Source organism: Candidatus Endomicrobium procryptotermitis, assembly GCA_031279415.1.
GTDB lineage: Bacteria > Elusimicrobiota > Endomicrobiia > Endomicrobiales > Endomicrobiaceae > Endomicrobium_B > Endomicrobium_B procryptotermitis.
The window spans coordinates 1-25,633 of the sequence record JAITIP010000033.1 but is presented as its reverse complement, the minus strand read 5'-3'; the positions used below and the strand labels follow the sequence as shown (position 1 = coordinate 25,633).

The 25,633-nt window shown below is 37.3% G+C and carries 22 protein-coding genes, 2 tRNA genes and 1 pseudogene; 21 read left to right on the top strand and 4 right to left on the bottom strand.

Going from position 1 to position 25,633, the window contains the following annotated elements:
• Positions 1–134 precede the first annotated feature (134 nt).
• Complete coding sequence (locus LBD46_06180; GenBank protein MDR2426744.1) at positions 135–1,310, bottom strand: pyridoxal phosphate-dependent aminotransferase; 1,176 nt, start codon at positions 1,308–1,310, stop codon at positions 135–137.
• Positions 1,311–1,763: 453 nt separating this feature from the next.
• Between LBD46_06180 and LBD46_06175 the strand changes: the two genes are divergently transcribed.
• The 11 genes from LBD46_06175 (at position 1,764) to LBD46_06125 (ending at position 13,270) form a co-directional block, all read left to right on the top strand.
• A complete protein-coding gene (locus LBD46_06175) occupies positions 1,764–2,126 on the top strand; it encodes a P-II family nitrogen regulator (protein ID MDR2426743.1) in 363 nt (120 codons plus the stop codon).
• A gap of 125 nt (positions 2,127–2,251) precedes the next feature.
• Positions 2,252–3,448, top strand: coding sequence for an ABC transporter ATP-binding protein (locus LBD46_06170; protein MDR2426742.1), 1,197 nt, complete (start codon positions 2,252–2,254; stop codon positions 3,446–3,448).
• 18 nt (positions 3,449–3,466) lie between these two features.
• The gene (locus LBD46_06165; protein ID MDR2426741.1) at positions 3,467–4,342 is read left to right on the top strand and encodes an ABC transporter permease; all 876 of its coding nucleotides are present in this window, start codon (positions 3,467–3,469) and stop codon (positions 4,340–4,342) included.
• Positions 4,343–4,397: 55 nt separating this feature from the next.
• The gene (locus tag LBD46_06160; protein MDR2426740.1) at positions 4,398–5,219 is read left to right on the top strand and encodes an ABC transporter permease subunit; all 822 of its coding nucleotides are present in this window, start codon (positions 4,398–4,400) and stop codon (positions 5,217–5,219) included.
• 53 nt (positions 5,220–5,272) lie between these two features.
• Positions 5,273–6,331: a spermidine/putrescine ABC transporter substrate-binding protein gene (locus LBD46_06155; protein MDR2426739.1), complete on the top strand. Its 1,059-nt coding sequence runs from the start codon at positions 5,273–5,275 to the stop codon at positions 6,329–6,331.
• A 95-nt stretch (positions 6,332–6,426) separates the two neighbouring features.
• Complete coding sequence (locus LBD46_06150) at positions 6,427–7,896, top strand: aldehyde dehydrogenase family protein (protein MDR2426738.1); 1,470 nt, start codon at positions 6,427–6,429, stop codon at positions 7,894–7,896.
• Between the two features lie 119 nt (positions 7,897–8,015).
• Complete coding sequence (locus LBD46_06145; protein ID MDR2426737.1) at positions 8,016–9,374, top strand: putrescine aminotransferase; 1,359 nt, start codon at positions 8,016–8,018, stop codon at positions 9,372–9,374.
• Positions 9,375–9,400: 26 nt separating this feature from the next.
• Positions 9,401–10,522: an agmatine deiminase gene (gene aguA, locus LBD46_06140; protein MDR2426736.1), complete on the top strand. Its 1,122-nt coding sequence runs from the start codon at positions 9,401–9,403 to the stop codon at positions 10,520–10,522.
• A complete protein-coding gene (gene aguB, locus LBD46_06135) occupies positions 10,519–11,379 on the top strand; it encodes an N-carbamoylputrescine amidase (GenBank protein MDR2426735.1) in 861 nt (286 codons plus the stop codon). Before aguA ends, aguB begins: the two co-directional genes overlap by 4 nt.
• Positions 11,380–11,417: 38 nt before the next feature.
• Positions 11,418–11,891, top strand: coding sequence for a hypothetical protein (locus LBD46_06130; protein ID MDR2426734.1), 474 nt, complete (start codon positions 11,418–11,420; stop codon positions 11,889–11,891).
• A 23-nt stretch (positions 11,892–11,914) separates the two neighbouring features.
• On the top strand, positions 11,915–13,270 hold the full coding sequence (locus tag LBD46_06125) for an aspartate aminotransferase family protein (GenBank protein ID MDR2426733.1): 1,356 nt from the start codon (positions 11,915–11,917) through the stop codon (positions 13,268–13,270).
• A 68-nt stretch (positions 13,271–13,338) separates the two neighbouring features.
• On the opposite strand, the gene LBD46_06120 is transcribed toward LBD46_06125, so the two are convergent.
• On the bottom strand, positions 13,339–13,785 hold the full coding sequence (locus tag LBD46_06120) for an Rrf2 family transcriptional regulator (protein ID MDR2426732.1): 447 nt from the start codon (positions 13,783–13,785) through the stop codon (positions 13,339–13,341).
• A 283-nt stretch (positions 13,786–14,068) separates the two neighbouring features.
• Here LBD46_06120 and cysK point away from each other — a divergent pair, with 283 nt between their 5' ends.
• Positions 14,069–15,004, top strand: a complete 936-nt coding sequence (cysK, locus tag LBD46_06115) for a cysteine synthase A (protein ID MDR2426731.1) — start codon at positions 14,069–14,071, stop codon at positions 15,002–15,004.
• A gap of 67 nt (positions 15,005–15,071) precedes the next feature.
• Here cysK and LBD46_06110 read toward each other — a convergent pair whose 3' ends face one another.
• Positions 15,072–15,587 carry a flavin reductase family protein gene (locus LBD46_06110; GenBank protein MDR2426730.1) on the bottom strand — a complete coding sequence of 172 codons (516 nt, stop codon included), beginning with the start codon at positions 15,585–15,587 and terminating at the stop codon, positions 15,072–15,074.
• A 22-nt stretch (positions 15,588–15,609) separates the two neighbouring features.
• A complete protein-coding gene (locus LBD46_06105; protein ID MDR2426729.1) occupies positions 15,610–16,308 on the bottom strand; it encodes an N-glycosylase/DNA lyase in 699 nt (232 codons plus the stop codon).
• A gap of 87 nt (positions 16,309–16,395) precedes the next feature.
• Between LBD46_06105 and lexA the strand changes: the two genes are divergently transcribed.
• The 9 genes and pseudogenes from lexA (at position 16,396) to LBD46_06060 (ending at position 25,272) form a co-directional block, all read left to right on the top strand.
• Complete coding sequence (lexA, locus tag LBD46_06100) at positions 16,396–16,989, top strand: transcriptional repressor LexA (protein ID MDR2426728.1); 594 nt, start codon at positions 16,396–16,398, stop codon at positions 16,987–16,989.
• A 24-nt stretch (positions 16,990–17,013) separates the two neighbouring features.
• Complete coding sequence (locus LBD46_06095) at positions 17,014–17,424, top strand: hypothetical protein (protein ID MDR2426727.1); 411 nt, start codon at positions 17,014–17,016, stop codon at positions 17,422–17,424.
• Positions 17,425–17,958: 534 nt separating this feature from the next.
• A tRNA-Lys gene (locus LBD46_06090) sits at positions 17,959–18,031 on the top strand.
• 118 nt (positions 18,032–18,149) lie between these two features.
• Positions 18,150–18,231, top strand: a tRNA-Leu gene (locus LBD46_06085).
• A 33-nt stretch (positions 18,232–18,264) separates the two neighbouring features.
• Positions 18,265–19,593 carry a trigger factor gene (tig, locus tag LBD46_06080; GenBank protein ID MDR2426726.1) on the top strand — a complete coding sequence of 443 codons (1,329 nt, stop codon included), beginning with the start codon at positions 18,265–18,267 and terminating at the stop codon, positions 19,591–19,593.
• 254 nt (positions 19,594–19,847) lie between these two features.
• Complete coding sequence (locus LBD46_06075; protein MDR2426725.1) at positions 19,848–20,456, top strand: ATP-dependent Clp protease proteolytic subunit; 609 nt, start codon at positions 19,848–19,850, stop codon at positions 20,454–20,456.
• Between the two features lies 1 nt (position 20,457).
• Positions 20,458–21,642 (top strand): annotated as a pseudogene (clpX, locus tag LBD46_06070) (ATP-dependent Clp protease ATP-binding subunit ClpX).
• 59 nt (positions 21,643–21,701) lie between these two features.
• Positions 21,702–24,125, top strand: a complete 2,424-nt coding sequence (lon, locus tag LBD46_06065; protein MDR2426724.1) for an endopeptidase La — start codon at positions 21,702–21,704, stop codon at positions 24,123–24,125.
• 13 nt (positions 24,126–24,138) lie between these two features.
• Positions 24,139–25,272 (top strand): alanine--glyoxylate aminotransferase family protein, encoded by a 1,134-nt coding sequence (locus LBD46_06060; protein ID MDR2426723.1) that lies wholly within the window; start codon positions 24,139–24,141, stop codon positions 25,270–25,272.
• The last annotated feature ends 361 nt before the right edge of the window (positions 25,273–25,633 follow it).

Below are 25,633 nucleotides of genomic sequence, written 5' to 3'. Positions count from 1 at the left end.
TCCGATACTAAACGGGTTATTGGAAAAAGGATATAAAATAATAAGAGATAAACGATATATTCCGTATATAAATGGAAAGGAGAAGTTTGCAAGAGTGTTAGTGCAGAAATTATAAGACTAATCCCAAATTTTTTCTAATAATTTAAGATGGCATTTTTCAGCCTGTTAAAAGCTTTTTTTATTGTTGAAAGCGGACATGCGATGTTTATTCTAAAAAATCCTTTTCCTTCAACGCCGAACCCTTTTCCATACGACAAATGTAGTTTAGCTTCATTTGCGATAAGATTTTTCAATTTACTTTCGGTTATTTTTAGACCTCTGAAATCCAACCATAATAGATATGTTCCTTCCGGTTCTATAAGTTTGACCATCGGAATATTTTCTTTTATGAAATTCCTTATATATTCCAGATTATTTTGAAGATATTCATTTAATTCGTCTACCCAACGAGTGTCATTTTCATAGGCGCTTTGGCAGGAGATGATTCCCATAGTGTTTAGCTGGCTGTATCCGGTTTTTTCGATTTCAAGTTTAAATTTGTGCCTTTTGTCTTCATCAGCAATAAAAATGTTCGAAATCTGAAGTCCTGCAAGATTAAAAGTTTTACTTGGAGATGTACATATTATTGAGTCGTTTAAAAATTTTTTACCGAGTGTTGCGAAAACTGTATGTTCATACCCTTTAAATATAAAATCGCAGTGAATTTCATCCGATACTATTATTACATCATGTTTTAGACAAACTTTGCCCATTTTCAGCAGTTCGTTTTTTGTCCACACCCGACCCACCGGATTGTGTGGACTGCACAATAAAAATAATTTTATATTATTAGTGGTTATTTTTCTTTCAAAATCTTTAAAATCTATGATATATTTCCCATTGCAGTACACAAGCGAATTTTTGACAAGTTTTCTACCATTTACCTTTACGCATGAATGAAACGGATAATAAACCGGAGTTTGTATAAGCACGGAATCATTTTTTGATGTGAAAGCTTTAATCGCTGAAGCTATTGAAAATACTATGCCAGGAGATGTAACAATCCATTCATGTTTTGATTTAAAGCCGAATTTTTTGAAAAACCAGTTTTGTACCGCGTCAAAATAACTATTTTTTGGAACTGTATATCCGAAAACCGCGTGTTTGGCCGATTGTATTAAAACTCTTCTAACTTCTGGCGGCGTTTGGAAATCCATATCTGCAACCCAGAGCGGCAGCACATCCTGCGGGTAGCCTTGCTCAAATGCAAAATCGTATTTAAGTGAATTTGTATTTTTTCTGTCGATGATTTTGTCAAAATTATATTTCATTTTTATAACATAAATAAAATAAAAGCGTCAACGATACAGTCATAAGCAGAATATGTATCCGTTTTTTAAGGTTATTTTTTGATTTTATCTGCCAAATTAGAGATTTTTTCTGAAAAGACCGAGTTAATATTATTAATATTTTTTAAAAACGTTTTACTGCATTATTCTCTGCTGTTTCAACAGTTTTTATGTTAGCAGTATTCTACAAATGTGTATGACACAAGTCAATAAGTAACGGCAAAAGCAGATATCCTGTGCTGCATCCTATCCCGTAATGTCTTATACGGGGCATGGCATAGGACTGGGCTTTGTTTCTACTCATCGTAATTAGTTGTTTCCATATTGACAAAAATGAAATAAGATGTTAAACTTATATAAACTTAACAAAGAAATACCGCAAAGGAGCGGGAGAATTAATTCTCCCGCTCCTTTGCGATTATAATGGAGAAGATTATGAAAAAGCTCGAAATTATAATACGTCCAGATAAACTGGAAACTTTAAAATCGATTTTGAATAATCATGCTATTGGCGGGATAACCGTTACCAGTGTTATGGGTTGTGGACAGCAGAAAGGCGGGCTTGTATCGGGCGGATTGAAAAGTTTTAAAGCTAAAGGTTTAAAAATAGCAGGCATGAATCTGCTGCCGAAGATACAAGCGGTCGTAGTCGTTGATGATTTGGCGGTAAATGATATTTTAAATCTCATATATGAGAAAATTTCGTCTGGCAAAGTTGGAGATGGCAAAGTTTTTATTCTTCCTGTTGACGATGTCATGAGAATACGTACTGGAGAAAGAGGAGTAAAAGCGATTTAAAAAACTGAGATTGTGTGATGTAAAGCGAAAATGTGGAACATAAGCTTTTAGACATTATATATGTATAAAAGACAACGGCGTCTTTGAAGTTTTAAGACGTCGTTGTCTTTTTTAAAGGATATAGTATGAAAGATAACCCTAAACCCATTGTGGAAATATTAAATGTAAATAAATTTTATGGAGAAAATCATATAGTATGCGACTTGAATCTTACTATATATGAAAAAGAATTTTTGTCAGTTTTAGGACCCTCAGGATGCGGTAAAACTACTATTTTACGTATGATTGCTGGTTTTGAACGACAGACCAGCGGAACGATTTTGATAGAAGGCGAAAACATGGAAGATAAAGAGCCTTTTGAAAGAAATATAAATACTGTTTTTCAAAATTATGCTTTATTTCCACATATGACAGTTTACGAGAATATAGCTTATGGATTAAAAATGAAAAAAGTTTCAAAAGACGAAATAAAAGCTAGAGTGGTGCATTCGATTTCAACCGTGAGGCTCGAAGGTTTTGAAAAACGTTATCCATCTCAACTTTCTGGAGGACAAAAGCAGAGAGTGGCAATAGCCAGAGCAATCATAAATAACCCTAAAGTTCTTCTGCTTGATGAACCGCTTGGAGCATTGGACATGAAACTGCGCAAACAGATGCAGATAGAACTTAAAAGTCTTCAGAGAAAGCTCGGAATAACTTTTGTTTTTGTCACTCACGACCAAGAGGAAGCTTTAACCATGAGCGACCGCATAGCGGTGATGAATAAAGGAGTTCTGGAACAATACGGTACGCCGCGCCAAATTTATAATAAGCCGGCTACAAAATTCATAGCTGATTTTATAGGCGAATCGAATTTATTTGAAGCCATAGTTCAGAATGAGCATGACTCTATAGCAGAACTGTATTACGAAGCAGGAGAACTTCTTGGAAAAGGTGAAGAGTTTGAAAAGGAAGAACTTTTGTATATTTCGGTGCGTCCTGAGATGACTTTGTTTTCCGACACGCCTATTGAAGGGTTTGGTTTGTGCGGGTTTGTCAAAGAAAGTATTTTTTTAGGAAATATCATAAAGAGCATAATTATTCTCTCCAACGGTCAAGCTGTAAAAATAAATACGCAGATAGGCAGCACTGTGCCGAAAATCGGAGAGATGCAGTATGTTTACTGGAATATAAAAGACTGTGTCATGATACCTACGATTTCAAACAAAATATATAAATATCTGGAAGAGGAAAAGTTTAAAAGTTTTCAACAAGCCGAGACGGTGAATGTCCAGACTGAAAATGAAAGTGATTTGAAACAGCAGGGCGTAGTACACAAATAAAATTTTATGAGGCAAATTATGTTTAAATCTAACCATGAATTCCGCAAAAAAACCATTCCACTGATTATGATGATTTCTCCGGTAACAGCATGGCTTATTCTGCTTATAGCAATCCCTCTTATTTACATTTTCATAATAAGTTTTTGTGGCGTGAATGAAAGCCATCGGATAGTTTTCAATTTTACTTTTAAAAATTACGCTAAACTTTTTAATCCCGATATTTTGGGAGTATATTATAATTCGTTTATCATCGCGGCTTTTACGACGGTTATTTGTATTTTAACAGCTTACCCGTTTGCCATGATAATGTCTAAGACAACACCGTTTAGAAAAACGCTTATGATGACGGCTCTTCTGCTTCCTTTTTGGACAAATTCGCTTATAAGACTTTACGGCTGGCGCACGCTGCTCGGGAAAAACGGATATATAAATAAATTTCTTTTATATGCTGGAATTATAGATGAACCCTTAGAAGTAATGTTTACACAGTCGGCGGTTGTACTCGGGATGGTATATACGCTGCTTCCATTTATGGTTTTGCCGATTCTTACCGTCATAGACAAAGTCGATAAAAATCTTATAGAAGCTTCAAAAGATTTGGGTGCGGGTATTGTACAGACGTTCAGGTATGTTCTTCTTCCTCTGACAGCTCCGGGAATTTTTGCCGGCTCGATTATGGTATTTATTCCTTCTTTGGGATACTTTTTTGTAGCTGATTTAATGGGCGGTGGGAACAATCAGATAATAGGGAATCTTATTTCAAGACAGTTTAAATCTGCTTATAACTGGCCGTTTGGTGCAGCTCTGTCGATAATGCTGATAGCCGTAACGTTAATTTTAGTGAAAATATATACAAAATCTGGAGGAAAAATCGATGAACTTGGAGCGGTATGACATGCGGTTTATAAAAAGAAATTTTGTCTGCGGCAATACAAAAGAGAAAAAATAAATGAAACGGTATCTGAAGAACAAATCATTAACTATAGAGAAAATATTATCGCACGGGTTTAGCGCTCTTATTTTTATTTTTCTGTATGCGCCTATAGGAATCGTTATTTTGTTTTCTTTCAATTCTTCAAGGCGTAATATAGTTTTTGAAGATTTTACTTTAAAGTGGTATGTCGAAATGTTTTCCAATGAAGCTCTTTTAGATTCTTTTTTCACTACGCTTATCATAGCTTCAGCAAGCACGCTGATAGCGGCCGTCATAGGAACGCTTACGGCCATAGCGATGTTCAGATATAAATTTAAAGGAAAAACAATGATAGACGCTTTATTGTACGTGCCTATGGTAATTCCGGAAATAGTTTTAGGCATTTCTCTTTTGTCTTCATTTGCTTTGGCTCATGTTCCACTTGGTTTCATCAGCCTTATAATAGCTCACGCTACTTTCAGCATACCGTTTGTCGTATTTACTGTAAAAGCGCGCTTATCGGGTTTTGATAGAAGTCTTGAAGAAGCAGCTATGGATTTGGGCGCAAACAGAATCCGCGTTCTGACGGGGATAACTATTCCTGTAATTTTGCCAGGAATAATTTCTGGCGCAGCTTTGGCGTTTACTTTATCTATAGATGATTTTATAATAAGTTTTTTTACCACCGGTGCCTCGACCATAACATTTCCATTAAAAGTTATGGAATCTGTGCGTTCCGGCATACGCCCTGACGTTTATGCTTTATCAACGCTTATAATGCTTGCGACTTTTTCCGCAGTTATGATAACGCAGATATTGTCTTATGTAAAAAGCAAAAAAGAAAAACCCGCATACTGAACACTAACTGCGGCGTTAAAAATGCGGGTATATTTTCAAAAGGAGGCAGTAAAATGAAAAGGTTTTTGATTTGTGGTTTGACGCTATGCTCATTGTTCGTATTGTTTTTGTTCTCAGGTTGTTCTTCAAAACCTCCCGCAGATGGAACAAAAGAATTAAACGTTTTCTTCTGGACAGAATATATACCAGAAAGCATTATAAAACAATTTGAAAAAGAAACTGGAATAAAAGTTAATTTTGCGACATATTCATCAAATGAAGATATGATGGCGAAAGTTAAAAGCAGCGCGGAAGGAACTTACGATATAGTTATTCCATCGGATTATGCAGTTAAAATGATGATAGAGGAAGGACTGCTCTCTGAGATAGATAAAAATGCTATTGATAATCTTTCGAATATCGAACTTTCATATTTAAACCGCGATTTTGACCCAGGAAATAGATATTCCATACCGTATATGGCCGGGGTTGCGGCTATTGTGGTAAATAAAAAGAAAATAAATGAAAAAATTACTTCTTTTGGGCAGCTGTTTGACGCTAAATACAAAAATTCAATAGTCGCTCTTGATGATTCAAGAGCCGTAATCGGAGCAGCTGCAAATTCTATGGGATATTCATTCAATCCTGAGGATGATGCTGTTTTGGATGCAGTAGCAAAAAAAGTTATGGCTTTAAAACAGAATATCAAACTTTTAGACAGCGATTCTCCAAAAACTTCAATGCTTAATGGAGAAACGTCGATAGGCTATATGTGGAGCGCAGAAATCGCAATATGTCTTCAAGAAAACGGGGACGATTTTGAAGTAGTGTTCCCCGAAGAAGGCTGTTATTTGTTTCTTGACAATATGTCAATAGTTAAAGGAGCAAAAAACAAAGCCAATGCCGAAAAGTTTATAAATTTTGTTTTAAGAGCTGACATAGGCAAAAGTATTTTAGATGAATATCCTTACGCCAGCCCGAACAAAGCAGCGATAGGCATAGTTTCCGATTCTTATAAAAATAATCCGGCCTCGAATATTAAATCTGATATTTTTTCGAAAGGACAATTTATAAAAGACGTAGGTTCAAAGGTTGAAAAGTATGACGAAATATGGACAAAATTTACAAAATAAAAATCTCTTTTTCGTTTATGCTTTAAAATGCCGCAGGGAAAGCAAATATTTTTTGTATTTTCCTGTGACAAGAGGGTGGGAAAGGAGGCATAAAAATGGATTTTTCAAAAATGGGACGCATGTATATAAATGGCAAATGGGTTTCTTCTGAAAATATGCGTGAAATTATAAATCCAGCAAATGCAAAAATATTTGCAAAAGTCTGCGAAGGCAGCGTTAAAGATGTGTGCAATGCGGTTAAAGCCGCGAAAGAAGCTTTTAAAAAATGGGGTACTTCTTCCGTATCTTACAAGAGTAAACTGCTTTTTAAAATTGCGGAACTTATTGAAAAAAATTCTGAGGAATTTGCTGAAATTGACACGTTAAATAATGGCAAACCGCTGCGCGACAGTCTAGTCGATGCTGCAGATGCTGTTGCATGTTTTCGCTATTATGCAGGACTTATAGATAAACCTCTGGGGCAGGTCTACAGCGTTCCCGACCCAAATGTTCAAAGTTTTGTCGTCAGAGAACCTATAGGAGTATGCGGACAGATTGTGCCGTGGAATTATCCGTTGATGATGGCAGCATGGAAATTGGCGCCGTGTCTTGCAGCGGGAAACACATCGGTTTTTAAACCTTCAGAAATAACACCTTTAAGCGCTGTGCGGCTTTTTGAACTTTTTGAAGAAGCTGGACTTCCAGAAGGTGTTGCAAATTTGGTTATGGGTGCGGGAGATAAAGTAGGACAGGAAATCGCCGAAAATCATGAAATCGACAAAATAGCCTTTACCGGCGGTACAGTTACGGGAAGAAAAATTATGCGTGCAGCCGCAGGAAACATTAAAAATATTTCTTTGGAACTCGGCGGCAAGTCTCCGTGCATAATTTTCGATGATTACGATATTGAAGCGGCAGTCGATTGGGCGTTGTTTGCGATATTCTGCAATCAGGGGGAAGTGTGTTCAGCCGGCAGTCGTTTGATTTTGCAGGATTCTGTTTATGACGATTTTTTGGATTTATTAATGCACAGAACAAAAAAAATCAAAGTGTCGGACGGCATGGCGGAAGGAGCTGAACTCGGACCACTTGTAACCCGTACGCATATGGAAAAAGTGCTTTCTTACATAGAAACCGGCAGAAAAGAAGGAGCGCGGCTGCTTTGCGGAGGTTATCGTATGACAGACGATTCTTTAACCGATGGTTATTTTGTAGCTCCAACGATATTTGCAGACTGCACTCCAGAAATGAAAATAGTTCAGGATGAAATTTTTGGACCGGTTCTCGCCGTGCAGAAATTTCATAGTGAACCGCAAGCTGTAGAGCTGGCTAACGGAACAAATTATGGTCTTGCCGCAGGGGTTTTTACCAAAGATATTACGCGCGCTTTAAGAGTAATAAAAGCTGTTCGCAGTGGTATCACTTGGATAAATGCTTATCATCCTACGTTTGCGCAGGCGCCATGGGGCGGATTTAAACAGAGCGGAATAGGCAGGGAGCTTGGAACTTTCGGTTTAGACGAGTACACGGAAGCAAAACAGATAAATATAAATCTTGTTTACGAAAAAGTCGGCTGGTTTGCATAAACAGCACAGGATTCTATTGATATGTGTCAAAAGATTGTTTACAGATTATAGCGGGCTGAGAAGTTTTGTGTCAGTTTTATCAATAAGGCATGAAAGATTATTAATCAAAGGTGAATAAAATGATAAATATAAAGAAAGCTAATGAAGTTTTGGATAAAGCATTGAATTATATTACGGCGGAGAAATTTACGGTCGTCCAAAAAAGAAACATAACGTCTGACGCCATAGAAAATTTTAACAAACATTTAAATCCGGGCTGGCTTAAATATCGCAAATCTGTTTCAACCGACGAAGCAGCAGTAGAATTGACCGACTACGATTCCTATTGCGTTGACCTTTACGGAAATGAGTTTATAGATTGCCTCGGAGGATTTGGCGTTTTTACTTTTGGCCACAGAAATCCAGAAATAATAAAATATGTTTACGCACAGCTTAAAAACAGGCAGGCTTTGCATAGTCAGGAACTGTTAGATCCTCTGCGCGCTTATCTTGCGCAGATTATGGCTTCGATTACTCCTGGCGATTTGCAGTACTGTTTTTTCACTAACGGTGGAGCCGAAGCCGTAGAAATGGCATTAAAACTTGCGAGGCTTGCGACAAAAAAATCATGGATAATTTCTACTCTAAACGGTTTTCACGGCAAAACTATGGGCGCTCTTTCAGTAGTCGGAAAAGATACTTACCGCAAGCCATACATTCCGATGATTCAGCAGACGGCGTTTGCCGTCTATGGCAGCATTGAAGATATGAGACAGACAGTTATTAAGCTTAAAAAAAGCGGCGAGGAAATAGCGGCGGTTATTTTAGAACCTATTCAGGGCGAAGCCGGAATAATCGTGCCTCCCGCGGGATATTTGCAATCGGTGCGTTCTCTTTGTGACGAATTTGGAATTTGTCTAATTTTAGATGAAATACAGACTGGAATGTCGCGTACCGGCACTTTTTTCAGATGTGAAGCCGAAGGAGTAACCCCTGATATTATGACTTTTGGAAAAGCTTTCGGCGGTGGGGTTATGCCGATAACCGGAATTATCGCCAGACCTTATTTGTGGGTTAAAGAGATTGAAAATAATCCATGGATTTTAGGTTCGGCGACTTTTGGAGGAAATCCTGTTTGCTGCGCCGCGGCGATTGCCGCAATAAATTATATGATAAAAAATGATATAGCGAAAACGGCTAGGGAAAAGGGCGTTTATCTTCTGAATGGATTAAAAAACCTTAAAAAAAAATATCCTGAAATCATTGCGGATGTGCGCGGTGTAGGATTAATGATTGGCGTAGAATTTATAAAAAGTGAAGTTGGATATAATGTTGCAAAAGGGCTTTTTGCGCGCAGAGTTATGACGGCGGGAACTCTAAATAATGCTTCAACCATACGTTTTGAACCGCCGGCGGTAATGACTTATGAAGATTTCGATAAAGTTCTTTCAAGGATGGATGAGGCGCTCGTAGATACAAAGAAAAAGTTTAGCCTTTGAAGATTTAACTTTTAGGAAAAATTTATATGAAAACGTTAATTAGTACTCCCAAACAAGATGGTTTTTATATGCCCGCTGAATTTGAAAGACATTCGGCGACTTATATGATATGGCCGCAGCGAGCCGACAACTGGCGCTGCAGGGCAAAATTTGCTCAGGATGCTTTTGTAAAAACGGCGGCAGCGATTGCAGATTATGAAATGGTTATAATGCTTGTAAGCGCAAAAGAATATAAGAATGCAAGAATCAAACTTCCGCCGTCAATATGTATAGCCGAAGTCGAAAGCGACGATTCTTGGGCGAGAGACAGCGGAGCGACTTTTGTGATAAATGGAAAAGGGCTTATGCGCGGGATAGATTGGAAATTCAACGCATGGGGCGGACATGTCGATGGGCTGTATGCTTCATGGAATAAAGACGATTTAATCGCAAAATTCATCTGCGAACTTGAAGGCGTAGAGAGGTATCGCAGCAACGATTTTGTGCTTGAAGGAGGCTCGGTATGCGTTGATGGTGAAGGGACGGCCATTACTACCGAAGCATGTTTGTTGAGCCCCGGCAGAAATCCTCAGATGAGCAAATACGAAATAGAACAAAAACTTAAAAATTATCTTAATGTCGAGAAAGTTATATGGCTTAAACGTGGTATATATGCAGACGAAACAAATGAACATGTCGATAATATTGCCTGTTTTACGAGTCCGGGAAATATCGCGCTTGCCTATACTGAAGATAAAAATGACCTGCAATATGAATTATCGCAAAGCTGTTACGACATACTTTCATGCGAAATCGATGCTAAAGGCAGAAAATTAAATGTCCATAAAATCCCTCTGCCCCATCCGTTGTATATGACAAAAGAAGAAGCCTCAGGAATTGAAATTGTGCGTGGAATAAAAACACGCTGCTCTGGAGACAGGCTTGCCGCTTCATACATAAATCACTATATATGCAATGGGGCTGTAATTTGTCCCGCTTTTAATGATGCTAACGATTATGTGGCAAAGGAAACTCTGAAAAAGCTTTATCCGCAGCGGAAAATAATTCAGATATATTCCAGAGAAATATTGCTTGGCGGTGGAAATATACACTGTATAACACAACAGGTGCCACAGGCGGCTATAAACAAAAACAGGAGAATGATATGAGAAAAGTCATCGTGGCCGCAACGCAGATGTCTTGCAGCTGGGATTTGGACAAAAATATTTCAAAAGCGGAAAAACTTGTAAAGGCTTCGGTGGAAAGCGGTGCAAATATTATTTTACTTCAAGAGCTTTTTGAAACGCCATACTTTTGCCAGACGCAGAAATATGAGTATTTGAAACTTGCAAAAACCCTCGAAGAAAGCCGTGTAGTCAATCATTTTAAACAAATCGCGAAAAATGCGGGCGTTGTGCTGCCGATAAGTTTTTTTGAAAAATGCAATAATACGGCTTTTAACAGCGTGGCGGTTATAGATTCCGATGGGTCGGTTTTGGGAATTTATAGAAAAACTCATATTCCAGACGGACATTGCTATGAGGAAAAATTTTATTTTACACCTGGCAATACTGGTTTTAAAGTCTGGGATACGAAATTTGCAAAAATAGGAGTTGGAATCTGCTGGGACCAATGGTTCTGCGAAAGCGCTCGCTGTATGGCTTTGCAGGGCGCGGAAATTTTGCTATATCCTTCAACAATAGGCAGCGAGCCTGTTCTTAACACGGACAGCCGGCTTCACTGGCAAAGGGTTATACAGGGACATGCGGCTGCAAATATAATGCCTTTAGTTGTTTCAAACAGAATAGGAACGCAGAAAGAAGGTGACTTATCTATGACTTTTTATGGTTTGTCTTTTATTGCAGGAATGACCGGTGAAATAGTCAAACAGCTCGGAGAAAAAGAAGAAGGTTATATAATTTCCGAATTTGATATTGATGAAATAAACGATTTCAGGCGATCGTGGGGGATTTTCAGGGATAGAATACCGTATATGTATAAAAATATTTTGTCATTCGGGGAGTAAGCGCCGATGCGGTACAGAATTTATTTAACGAGGCAAATATGTCAAATAAAGCTGATTTAAACCAAAGAATAAAAGAAGACGATGGACCTATGCATACAACTGAACATATACTTAATCAGACCATGGTAAGAGTTTTCGGCTGTGGACGTTGTTTTAGCGCTCATATCGAACGCAAAAAAAGTAAATGTGATTATAGAATGGAAAAATCTCCTTCGGATGTAGAAATGGCTGAAGTCGAAAAGAGAGTCAATGAAATTATATCGAAGAATATGACAGTAACTGCAGAAATTATTTCAAGACAGAAAGCTTGTGAATTGTTTGATTTGTCAAGACTTCCGCAAGAAGCGGGGGAAACTCTGAGAATTGTCAAAGTAGGCAATTATGACGTGTGTCCGTGCATAGGCAGGCACGTTTCAAACACTTCTGAGATAGCGCAAAGGGGAAAGTTCAAGATTATAAGTTATGACCATAACGGAAATGTTTTGCGAGTTCGCTTCAAACTGCAAAACTAAAAAATATTAATATGGAGAAATAAATGTTAAGTGTGCAGCTTCCAAAAATAATTACTTCTGAGATACCCGGTCCTAAAGCTAAAGCCGTACTAAAAAGAAAAAAAGCGGCCGTTTTAAATGCCGTTCGCACACTTTATCCATGCGTAATTAAAAGAGGTGAAGGAGCTGTATTTGAAGATATTGATGGAAATATTTTTTTGGATTGGGTTGGCGGTGTGGGTGTTTTAAATGTAGGATATTCTAATCCCGAAATTGTCGCCGCAGTTAAAGAGCAGTCAGATAAATTTTTTCATGCTATGGTAAATATAGTGACGCATGAAGGATATATAGCGCTTGCGGAAAAGCTGAATAAAATAGTTCCTCTTAAAGAGCGTACAAGACAAAGCATATTTGTAAATTCTGGAGCGGAAGCTGTCGAAAATGCCGTAAAAATCGCAAGAAGCGCGACAAAGCGTCCTAATATTATAGCTTTTTCTGGCGCTTTTCACGGACGGACTTTGCTCACAGCTGCAATGACGTCAAAAAAAGCTTATTATCACGGATTGGGTCCTTTGCCTGATGGCGTTTACCGAGCAGAATTTCCGTACATATACAGGAGGCCAAAAGGATATACCGAAGATGAAGCTATAGATTATTATATTGAAAGATTAAAAACTGTTTTCGAAGAGTCCTCTCCGGCACAATATACAGCGGCAATAGTGCTTGAGCCCGTTCAAGGCGAAGGCGGTTTTGTTCCAGCTCCTAAAAAGTGGGGGCAGGCTGTAAGAAAAATATGCGATGATAATGGAATTCTTCTTGTAGCCGATGAAGTGCAAACAGGTTTTGCTCGCAGCGGGAAGATGTTTGTATCAAATTATTGGGAAGAATGGGGAGCAGCTCCGGATATAGTCGCATGTGCAAAATCTATAGCGGCAGGTCTTCCTTTAGGCTCTGTAACTGTCGGTAAAAGTATTGCAGATGATGTTTTGCCCGGTGTTATCGGAGGAACTTACGGCGGAAACGCATTGGCTGTGGCCGCAGCGTTAAAAGTTATAAAAATTATTGAAAAGGATGGACTATGCGCCAAAGCGGAAGAAATTTCAAAAAAAATCAATGCTTTTTTCAATAGCTGGAAACGAGAATTTTCAGTTATAGGCGATGTGCGCGGCATCGGCTGTATGGCAGGCATAGAATTCATAAAAGATGCAAATAAAACACCATATCCTGAAATCGTCAATAAAATCGTACAGATTGCCACAAAAAATGGACTTATAATAGAAAATGCTGGAACATATGGGAATGTAATAAGATTTTTATGTCCGCTTGTAGTCACTGAAGCACAGCTTGACAGAGGGCTTGAAATATTTAAAGACGCTATAGATTCCGCCGTTAAAAGTTAGATAAAAAAGAGTAGAAGTTTAGCAGAAAACGGCTTTCTAAACTTCCAAGTTTCCATTCTTCCGACTTTTTATAAATAAAACATGTATCCATCTTTTGAAGATTGTTTTTCGGTTTCATTTGTCAAATCCGCGAGAGTTATTTTTGAAAGGACTTCTTTAATATTTTCGTCAAGTTTTTTAAAAACTGTCTGATGCATAGCTTTTTCTATGGCCTCGTCGCTTTCAGCAACAGTTTTACCTGTTTTTTCAAATAAAGCTGCTTCTATGGAAGAAAGAATATCGTAAACGGATATTTTTTTAGGGACGACTACAATCTGGTATCCTCCCTGAGAACCTTTTGTTGACGATACCAGATTGGCGCGCTTTAATAATGAAAAAACCTGTTCCAAATATATTTTCGATATTTTTAATCTTTCTGATAGGCTTATTATTGTAGTACACTCTCCAGTATTATATTTTTGCGCAAGGCAAATCATAGATGAAAGTCCGTATCTTGCTTTTGCGGAAATCCTCATTTTTTATCTCCTTAAATACTATATTATAAAGTAATATTTTACAATGTGCATAAACAAAAGTCAATGCATGCGATTTTTGACGATATTGACGATCTAAGACAAATTCAAGCTGCTGATGGACACAAGGTCTTGCTATTTATTTTTTCTTTGACAATTTTAATGGCTAATGGCAAACTGTTACATTAGCATGTTGAGCTGGCATATTGACATAAATAAAAAAATAATATATAATACAACAAATGCATATTTTTCATATATGTATTATTAAAACAGGAGGGATTATATGGCAAGAATTTATGAAAATCTGACTGATTTGATAGGAAAAACGCCTTTATTAAGGCTCATCAACTACGAGAAAAAAAATGGACTTAATGCTGAAATAATTGGAAAACTTGAATATTTTAACCCTGCGGGCAGCGTTAAAGACAGGATAGCAAAAGCTATGATAGATGATGCAGAAACAAAAGGGGTGCTTAACAAAGATTCCATTATTATTGAGCCTACCAGCGGAAATACAGGAATAGGACTTGCTTCAGTAGCAGCTTCGCGCGGATATAGAATTATTCTTACAATGCCGGAGACAATGAGCATTGAACGCAGAAATCTTTTAAAAGCATATGGTGCGGAACTTGTACTGACAGAAGGAGCAAAAGGAATGAAAGGTGCAATTGCAAAAGCCGAAGAACTTGCAAAATCTATGACGAATTCGTTTATACCTGGACAATTTGTAAATCCGGCAAATCCAGCCATTCACAAGGCTACAACCGGTCCTGAAGTGTGGGAAGATACTGATGGCAAAGTTGACATTTTTGTTTCTGGAATCGGGACAGGTGGAACGATAAGCGGAGCCGGCGAATTTTTAAAATCCAAAAATTCCGACATAAAAATCATTGCTGTAGAGCCAGCTGATTCTCCGGTTTTGTCAAAGGGAACTCCAGGTCCTCATAAAATTCAAGGTATAGGAGCGGGATTTGTACCGGATACGCTAAACACAAAAATATACGATGAAATAATTACAGTTTCAAATGCTGATGCTTTTGAAACCGGTAGAGCCATAGCAAAAGATGAAGGACTTCTTGTAGGAATATCTTCGGGAGCCGCTCTTTTTGCAGCTACTGAACTTGCAAAGCGTCCGGAAAATGCCGGGAAGAAAATAGTAGTTATACTTCCAGATACAGGAGAAAGATATCTGTCCACGCCTTTATTTGCCGAAGCGTAAAGAATTTAATAATTATAAAGAAACAAAATTCGACTGTATGTATTCATGCAAAAAAAGATATATATTCTTATAAGCGTTTTATAAAAGTCGGGGCATTTTTAGCTGTTAATCCACCTTTTACTTTGTGGTAATAATCGTAAGTCATGGTGTTTTTTGACGCATCTATGATTTTCATATCCATTACTTTGCTTATGAATAAAATATGCGTGTCCAAATCAATTTTATTTTCAATTTCTGTTTCATATACCGCCGCAGCATAATCTAAAATTATTGGAATTCCGGTTATATCGGAAAGTGTATATTTAACTTTTTCAAATTTATTTACTGTTCTTCCGCTTTGAAATCCGAATTTGCCAATGAATTCAAATGGAGCGTCTTCCGATAATGCCGTTATTGCATATCTTCCGGCTTTTTCTATGATTGCGCAGCTGAAATTTTGTTTGGAAATGCTTATCGCAAACTTAACAGGTTCAGCGGTTACTTGAAAAAGGCTGTTTACAAGCTGTGCACAAATTCTTCCGTCGGCTTTAGAAGAAATTATGTATATTCCATACTGGATTTTATTTAAAGCGTTCATATCCATATTACTTTCTCTCTTACTGCATTTATTTAAAAATTCCTCCGCTTTCTTTGCACCATAAAAGCATATCCATATGCGGCATGGGAATACCTGCTTTTTTACAAAAATTCTGCATTTTCTTTTCTATTTCCAAATAAGTTTTTTTTGTTAAAGTTTTCGGTATTTTGTCAATTGCACCGAGTATTTTCAGATTTTTAAGTATGTGTCTGTCAAGAATTGCAAGCTCTTTTCCTATCCCTATATTTCTTAGGAAATGTCCGGCTTCTTTATAACCTATTCCGTCAATATTTTTAATAATCCATTCTCTCAACTCATAAATATTATTAAATGAGGCCAGCTTTTCTTTAATTGCCATTTTACCGTTAACAGTGAAAAAATTTCTTGCTTCAACCAGATATTTTGCTTTATTATTTCTAAAACGTACTTTCGATATTTTTTCGACAATCTGTTTGCAGTCGGCTTCAAAAATCATATTTTCTTCTGCGAGCGTGTTTACAGCGGCCCAACATGACACGGCCTTGCTTTGAGGCGTGAAAAGACAGAAAACAAGTTCCGCAAAAATTTCTTCTTCGGAACCTTTTTTCCAAACGTCATCAAAATGTCGTTCTCTCTGTAGGATAAGATGTTTAATTCCAGTCCAAAAACATTTTAAACCTGAAAGGTCCTTTGAATCATTTGTGGGAGTTTTTATAAAATCAATCTTTATTAAAGAGTTTTTTTTCATAGACGTATTATAGCAAAAACAAAATAATAATTGACACAGAATACAAATGTACGCTATATATTTAAAAAAAATAAATAGGAGGATGGTATGGATAAATTGACCGAAAAGCAGCAGGCTGTTTTGGATTTTATAGAGGAATTTTATCTTGAGAACGGAAATATGCCTACGATAAGGGAAATAGCCGCGAGATTCAATATCACAATAGCTCCTGTACAGAAATATCTAAAAATTTTAGAAAAGAAAGGTTTTTTGAATAAAAAAGAGTCGATAGCTCGTGGTATTGAAATGCCTGCCCGTCAGAAATTTACGCCTGTTCCTGTTTTAGGAAACGTTCACGCGGGAACTTTCCTTGAACCCGTTGAAGATGCGCAGGATTATGTTTATATAAACACCGACATCACAAGAAGCAGGAAATGTTTTGCTTTAAAAGTGCGCGGCGACAGCATGGAACCTTCAGGAATAGTCGAAGGCGATACCGTAGTAATATCCAAAAACAGTCAAGTCTCTAACGGCGACATAGTTGTTGCTCTTGTTGACGGAGAGTCGGCAATAAAAGTTTACAGTAAAACCAGCGGCAAAGTTTGTCTTATATCTACAAATATGGCATATCCGCCGATTTATCCTAAAAATTTTAAAATTTTGGGAAAATTGATATATCTTTTAAGAGAATATAAAAACTGATTTGACTCGCAAGACGTTGTTATTTTGATACAAGATTTACACTGCCACCACCAAACTCCAAAAAATATATCGCAAATTCTGTCGTTTATCAATAGAAAATATAATCTTCTCTCTGTGTATCTTGAAGGCTCTTACTCAAATCATATAAATTTCCAATGGCTTAAATCCGTAAATGAAAAAGCGATAGGTAAAGATATGATTGACGCTCTGCTCAATACAGGAAAACTAAACGGCGTCGAATACTTTTATGCAAATAACGATGTAACGGCGGCTGCCGCCGGAATAGAAAGTGCCGAATTGTATATGGAAACCATAAATCTGCTTAACGAGCTGATTTCAAAGAGAAAAGAATTGTCTGAAATAACAGCAGTCCTGCAAGAACAGATAGAAACGATAAAACAGGCTTATTTTACAAAAGTTTTCTTGAGATATTAAAAGCCCGCAGGCAGTTAAACCCCATAAATCTTCTACAGACAAAGAATCTAATCGAGGATTTATTCAATGCAGTATCCAAAAACCAGCGGCAAAAAGACGCTGCTTTTTTAAGCAATTTTTTTAATATTTTTAAGAACTATATCAATGTCGAGATATCATCTGGAGAATACGTCTATTTTAAAGAAAACTACAATCCGATGACAATAATGTTGTGGCAAAACTTCCCGCCTAAATAAGTTTTAAACTACACTCTATTGAGAATAGTGTTTACTCTTACTCTCTGATAATTGATGGTATTGAACATATATTTAATTACGCGGTAGTTCCAAAAAGCTTTAGCTATGAATTGCGAAGTTACCAACAAAAGACTTAAAAATTGTCTTTTGTTGGTATAATTCAAAAAGACATTATTCCAACAGCTTCTTAAAAACTAAAATTTCCAATATGTTGTAATATTCTATAATCCATTGACTTTTTACCATCAGTATGTTAAAATTTTCGAATATTGACATCATATACCTGCGGTATTTTAGCGCGCTGCTAGCTCAATTGGTAGAGCAAACGACTCTTAATCGTTAGGTTATAGGTTCAATTCCTATGCAGCGCATTTTTTAGAACATACATTTAGATGAATTTGAACGCAGTCTTATGCGTTCTCTATTTTTATTATTGCAGTAAATCCGATTTGATGTATGGTTTGCATGAGAGAGCATAAATATATGATTGCGGGCGTGGCGGAATTGGCAGACGCGTATGGCTTAGGACCATATACCGCAAGGTGTGGGGGTTCAAGTCCCTCCGTCCGCATAACAAAATTAATATTTTTATAAGGGGAAATAAATGGCTGAAGAAAGTAAAAAAATCGATTTTAAATCTACCGTTATAGATAAAAAAGCGTGTTCAATTACACTCGATGTTGAGGTTTCTCCCGAAACGGCCGTAAAAAAAATTGACGAAGCTTTTATCGGACTTCAAAGGCAGGTCAGGCTTGATGGTTTCAGGCAGGGTAAAACACCGATGAACATTATAAGAGAAAAATATGCCGAGGAAGCCAAAAGCAGGGCTGTTGAAAATGTAATAAAAGGGACTATTCTTAATGCTCTCGAAAAAGAAAAGTTTCTTCCCATAGATTTTCCCGTTGTGGATGAGTTTGATTATGAAGTCGGTAATACTTTGAAATATCGTTTTACCGCGGAATGTCATCCTTCAATTGAAGTGAAAGACTATAAAGCAATACCTGTCAAAAAAGAAATATTTAAAGTTACCGGCGCCAGTCTTGCTCAAAGTTTGGATGCTTTAAGAGAAAGAAATGCTAAACTTATCCCTTCGAAAAGCGGAGTTATCGGAGAAAAAAGTTTTGCCGTAGTGGATTATGAAGCTTTTGATAACGGAATTGCCTTGCCTGAGATTAGTGCAAAAAATCATATGCTAGACTTCGGCTATGACAATACGGTAAAAGGTTTTAAAGAAGCTCTTAAAGGCGCAAAAATCGGTGATGAAAGAGATGTAAAAGCCGAATATCCAGCGGATTATCCCAATAAAACTTTAGCTGGAAAAACCATAATGTTTAAAACGACTGTTCAGGAAATAAAAGAAAAAGAATTGCCAGATCTTAACGATGATTTTGCAAAAGATATGGGAGTGGAAAATCTAGAAGATTTGAAAAATAAAGCGAAAGAAGCTATTGAAGCCGAAGAAAAACGTCGTCAGGATATTGATGTAGAAAAACAAATTATCGAATATCTTATTAAAAAAAACGTTTTTGAAGTTCCACAGTCTCTTGTTGAACGCCAAAAAGAAAATTTAGTTAAAAAAATGAAAGAGTATATGCAAAAACAGGGTACTCAAAAAGATTATATTGACAAACAGGTGGAGCTTGGACAGCAAAAATTTAAAGAAGAAGCCGAAAAAAATGTCAGGCTTTCGTATATTTTAAATGCGCTTTATATAAATGAAAAACTTCAAATCACTGAGCATGATTTGGATGAAGAAAAAAACAGAATGAAAACAGTAAATCCCGGAAGGGATGAAGCTGTTGAAAAATATTTTGAAGAAAATAAAGAAAATATTATAATTTCGCTTAAAGAAACAAAGCTCTTTAAATTTTTGTTGGATAATGCAAAAATTGAGGAAGTGGTTAAAGACATGCCGCTTAAAGAGGATAAATAAACGGGCAGTCAGATGTGCTGTGCAGGAAGGAGTTTTGCCGACTGCCTTGTCTGTCATCAACCCACTTTGCCGTTGTTGTTGCCGTTGTCGTCATTGCGGACCCCGAGCCGCAATCCATTTTTTCGTTTTTGTCATTGTGCACGGAGCCGCGGAATTTGCAGTTGTCTTTATAATCTGCTTCCGCAAAGACTGTAGAGTTGCACTTTTTTTAAGTATAATATGTAGCAGTATTTTAATATTTTAGGAGAAGAGCAATGCCTTCTTTAATACCAACTGTAATAGAAAGATGGAATCAGGGGTCGGCGGTAACTTATGATTTGTATTCGCGTCTGCTCAGAGACAGAATAATTTTTGTCGGTGGACACGATGGAGCAATCGCTACTGATTCCGCAAACGTTTTAATTGCCCAGCTTTTATATCTTGATTCGGAAGAACCCGGAAAAGATATAAGTTTATACATAAATTCTCCAGGCGGAATGGTTACCGCAGGACTTGCAGTTTATGACACCATGCAGTTCATTAAGAGTCCGATTACCACTATATGCATGGGCATGGCGATGTCTTTCGGTGCGGTTTTGCTTGCCGCCGGCACAAAAGGCAAAAGATATGCCCTTACACATTCGAGAATTATGATTCATCAGCCTTTAATTTATGGCGGAGGTTTGTCAGGAACGGTTTCCGACATAGACATTGAAGCCAAAGAGCTTGTTTTCACAAAACAGAAACTTTCAGAAATAATAGCAAAACATACAGGCAATACCGCCGTACAGGTTCTAAAAGATACGGACAGAAATTATTATATGTCTGCGCAGGAAGCAAAAGATTATGGAATTATAGATGAAGTAATAGTGAGTTTAAAATAAAATGGATAATTTTAATAATGAACAACGCTGTATGTTTTGTAAAAAAGGAGCGCCTTACCGTCTTGTAGGGGGCAACGGCAATTATATTTGTGAAGAGTGCGCTAAAAGCTCAAAAGAGATTTTTGACAATATAAACAGAAGAGAAGCTAAGGCTTCGGTAAAAAAGCTTCCTAAACCCAGAGAAATTAAGCGTTTTCTAGACGATTATGTTATTGGACAGGAATATGCCAAAAAGACTCTTTCTGTAGCAGTGTACAATCATTACAGAAGAATAGAAACTTCTGCAACGTCTGAAAAAAACGATGTTGAGCTTCAAAAATCAAATATATTGCTTTTGGGTCCTACAGGAACCGGAAAAACGCTGCTTGCCCAGACTTTGGCCAGAGTTTTAGATGTTCCTTTTGCCATAGTCGACGCTACGACGCTTACGGAAGCTGGATATGTAGGCGAAGATGTCGAAAATATACTTTTAAGGCTTATACAGAACAGCAATTTTGATGTCAAAAAAGCCGAAAGAGGAATAATTTATATTGATGAGATAGACAAAATATCTAGAAAATCTGACACGCCTTCGATTACGAGAGACGTTTCAGGAGAAGGTGTTCAGCAGGCTCTTCTAAAAATACTTGAAAGTACCGTTGCAAACGTTCCTCCTCAGGGGGGAAGAAAACATCCTCAGCAGGAATACATAAAAATAGATACTACGAATATTCTGTTTATCTGTGGAGGTGCTTTTGATGGGCTTGAAAAGATAATAGAAAAAAGAATTTCGAAAAAAACTCTTGGTTTTATTACCGATGGTTCAGATAACAGAGATAAAATAAAAGACAAAGATTTTACCCTTTCAAAAGTTCAAACCGAAGATCTGATAAAGTTTGGGATGATTCCAGAATTTGTTGGAAGACTTCCCGTAGTTTCTACGCTTAATCATTTGACAGTTGACGATATGGTTCATATTTTAACAAAGCCTAAGAACGCTTTGGCAAAACAATATAAAAAAATGTTTGAAATAGAAGGCGTGGAACTTTCATTTGATAAAAACGCATTGGAGTTTATAGCCGGCGAGGCTTTGAGAAGAGGTTCCGGAGCAAGAGGATTGAGATCGATAATAGAAAACATTTTAACAGATACGATGTTTGAAGTTCCAGATAATGAAGATATTGAAAAATGTATAATTACTCTTGAAGCGGCAGAAAAAAAAGAAAAGCCAAAACTGGTGTACCGCAGCGGTACAAAGGAGACGGCATGAGCGAATTAGATAGATTCACAAGTGATAAAAATGATAATCAGAAAATACCCGACACTTTGCCCATGCTTCCTGTCAGAGATATTATTCTTTATCCTGCCATGGTTTTGCCTTTGGCAGTGGGGAGGGAAAAATCTGTAAGGGCTTTGGAAGAAGCAATGGCGACAAACAGGCTTATTTTTGTGGTCACGCAAAAAAATATACAGATAGAAGAGCCTATGCCTGATGATATTTTTAATATCGGAACTGTATGCGAAGTTTTACAGATGTTAAAAATGCCGGACGGCACACTTAAAGCCTTGGTTGAAGGCTTGAACAGAGCTCAGTGGACGGATTTCAGACGTAATGACAGAGGATATGTTGAAGTAGGGCTTAATATTTTTGATGAAAAGGTGGAAAAGACGGCCGAGTCTGAAGCTATTATGCGCCGTGCAATTTCACTTTTTGAGCAATACGTAAAATTAAATCCCAGAATGCCGATGGAAGTTTCAGTTTCGGTAAACAATATTTCCGATCCCGCAAGGCTTGCCGATACAATCGCTTCTCATTTGGCTATAAAAAATAATGATAAACAGTCCATCTTGGAACTTGTAAATCCGATAGAAAGGCTTGAAAAAATCATACAAATACTCAATGCAGAAATCGAGATTCTAAATATTGAGAGGCGTATACAAAACAGGGTGAGAAATCAAATAGAAAAAACTCAAAAAGAATATTATCTTACCGAACAGATGAAAGCCATTCAGAAAGAATTAAAACAAAAAGATGACGCGCAGAAAGATTTGGATGAGCTTAGATTAAAACTTAAAAATATGAAAATGCCCGCCGCCGCCAGAGAAATGGCGGAAAAGGAGCTGTCAAGGCTTGAAAAGATGATGCCGATGTCTCCAGAAGCCACGGTAATCAGAACTTATCTCGAATGGATAATAGATCTTCCTTGGGAAAAATCTACGGAAGACAATCTTGATTTAAGAAGAGCAAAAGAAATTTTAGATCAAGATCATTATGGGCTGGAAAAAGTAAAAGACAGAATACTTGAATATCTTGCCGTTCTTTCTAGAGTTCATAAAATTAAAGGACCAATTCTTTGTTTTATAGGTCCTCCCGGAGTTGGCAAAACCTCTATAGCAAAATCTGTGGCAAGAAGTCTCGGTAGAAATTTTGTCAGAATTTCCATGGGCGGTGTTAGAGATGAAGCTGAAATCAGAGGACACAGACGCACATATATCGGTTCTATGCCGGGCAAAATAATACAGTCTATGAAAAAAGCCTGTTCAAATAATCCTGTATTTATTTTAGACGAAATAGATAAAATAGGAGCCGATTGGAGAGGCGATCCTTCCGCGGCTCTTTTAGAAGTTTTGGATCCAGAACAGAACTATGCTTTCGGCGATCATTATCTTGACGTTGATTTTGATTTATCAAAAGTCATGTTCATAACCACGGCAAATACTTTGCACAATATACCGAACACTTTGCTTGACAGGCTTGAAATTATACGATTTTCAGGATATGTCGATGACGAAAAAAGTCATATTGCGCGCGATTTCATCATTCCCAAACAACTGGCTGAACACGGGCTGAAAAAAGATGAGCTTATTATACCTGAAGATGCGCTTGCTTCCGTCATAAAAAATTATACACATGAAGCCGGCGTAAGAAACCTGAGCAGGGAAATAGCCAATCTTTGCAGAAAAGCGGCAAAGGATCTGGCTTTTGACACAAATATTAAATCCATAACCATAACTGCAGAAAAGTTAAACAAATATCTCGGCATTCCACTTTACGAAAGAGAGCGCATATCCGAAAATGACATCGGCGTCGTGACGGGACTTGCGTGGACTGAAGCCGGAGGGGAAACTCTTACGATTGAAGTAAACAAAATGAAAGGCAAAGGCGGACTGGTACTTACGGGAAAACTTGGCGATGTAATGAAAGAGTCAGCTCAAGCTGCTCTTACTTATGTGCGTTCATCGTCTGATAAGCTTAATATAGCTGAAAGCATGTTTAAAGATACGGATTTCCATGTTCATGTTCCTGAAGGAGCCGTTCCTAAAGATGGTCCTAGTGCGGGTATAGCTTTGGCTACGGCGCTGGCATCAGTTTGCATGAATAAACCTGTAAAGAAAAGAATCGCCATGACAGGTGAAGTTACTTTAAGAGGACGTGTTTTGGCTATAGGCGGTCTGAAAGAAAAGGTTTTGGCAGCTTTCAGGGAAGGAATAAATACGGTATTATTTCCGGAAAGCAATAAAAAAGATCTTGTTGATATACCGCAGGACATAAAAGAAAAAATTAAGATGATACCAGTTTCGCATATGGATGAAGTTATTTTTTTTGCAATTGAAAAACTTCAGATGGGCAATTTTTCCTGCGCAGCTGATATAAATAAATCGCAGACAAAAAAGAAAAACAAAAAATAACGGAGGTAATGAGATGAAAAAACACTATCTTTTAACACCGGGACCAACACCTATTCCACCGGAAGTGGCACTTAAGGAAGCTTTACCGATACTGCATCACCGTACGAATGAATTTGCTGACATCTACAAAGACGTAGCCGAAGGATTGAAATACGTCTTTCAGACAAAAAACGAAGTATTTTTGCTTGCAGGTTCTGGAACCGGTGCCATGGAAATGGCCGTTGTAAACATTTTAAGTCCAGATGATGAAGTTATAGTTGCCAGCTGTGGAAATTTTGGCGACAGGTGGATAAAGATAGCTGAAACCTATGGTGTTAAAGTTACCTCTGTTTCCGTTCCGTGGGGGAATGCCGTAAAACCTGAGGAAATAGAAAAAGCGCTTAAAGCAAATCCTAATATAAAGGCCGTATATACTACATTTACGGAAACATCTACCGGAGTAGCCAACAATATAAAAGCGATAGGTGATATAGTTTCAAAGACATCCGCTGTTTTGGTTGTGGATACAGTTTCCGGTCTCGCAGGGCAGGAATTCAAAACGGACGAATGGAAAGTCGATGTAAACGTTTCAGGTTCGCAGAAAGGCTTGATGCTTGCACCGGGACTTGCTTTTATCACTTTAAGCGACAAAGCGTGGAAACTTGTCGAAACTTCAAAACTTCCTAAATTTTATTTTGATATAAAAAAATATAAAAAATCTTATGCCACAAATGAAACTCCTTTTACTCCTCCGGTAACGCTCATAGTTGCACTTCAGGAATCTTTAAAGATGATAAAAGAAAAGGGAATTGAAAATATATGGAATGATTATAAACTTCTTGCAAAAGCGGCAAGAGCTGGAATGCGGGCTATCGGGCTTGAGCTTTTTGGAGAAGTACCATGCGAAGTTGTCACCAGTGCAAAAGTTCCGCAAGAAATTGGCGGGAAAATCGTTAAAACTTTGAGAGAAAAGTACGGTGTATCCATTGCCGGAGGACAGGCGGATTTGAAAGGCAAAATCATAAGATTTGCGCATATGGGCTACATAGGCAAAGCCGATCTTTTAGTAGGTTTTGCATGTCTTGAAATGGTTTTAGTTGAACTGGGTATGAAAATAGAAAAAGGAAAAGCCGTAGCTGCTGCGGAAGAAGTTTTATTAAATGGATAATTAATACAAGTTTTGCAGCTTACGTAATTTGTCAAAACCGACGCAAATATAAAATTTGCGTCGGTTTTGACATTTATTGTTGGTTATTCCTTCTTGTTTGGATGTTAACTAATACTAAACTTGATTTTTCATTGTGTTCTGCTTCCTTTATGACAACGACAAGCAATAACAAATATTTAAGGCTTGATTTCGTAAACAACCGTAAGAGATGCATTAACATGTTGAATTTGATTTATTTCGTTTGAAACGTTAAGGTCAAGGAGATATGTCTTTTTTTAGATTAAAGAATTCAACAGGTGAAAATAAGTGGTTATTTACAACCAAAGACCTATACGTCCTAAAATTATTATAAACAAATTGC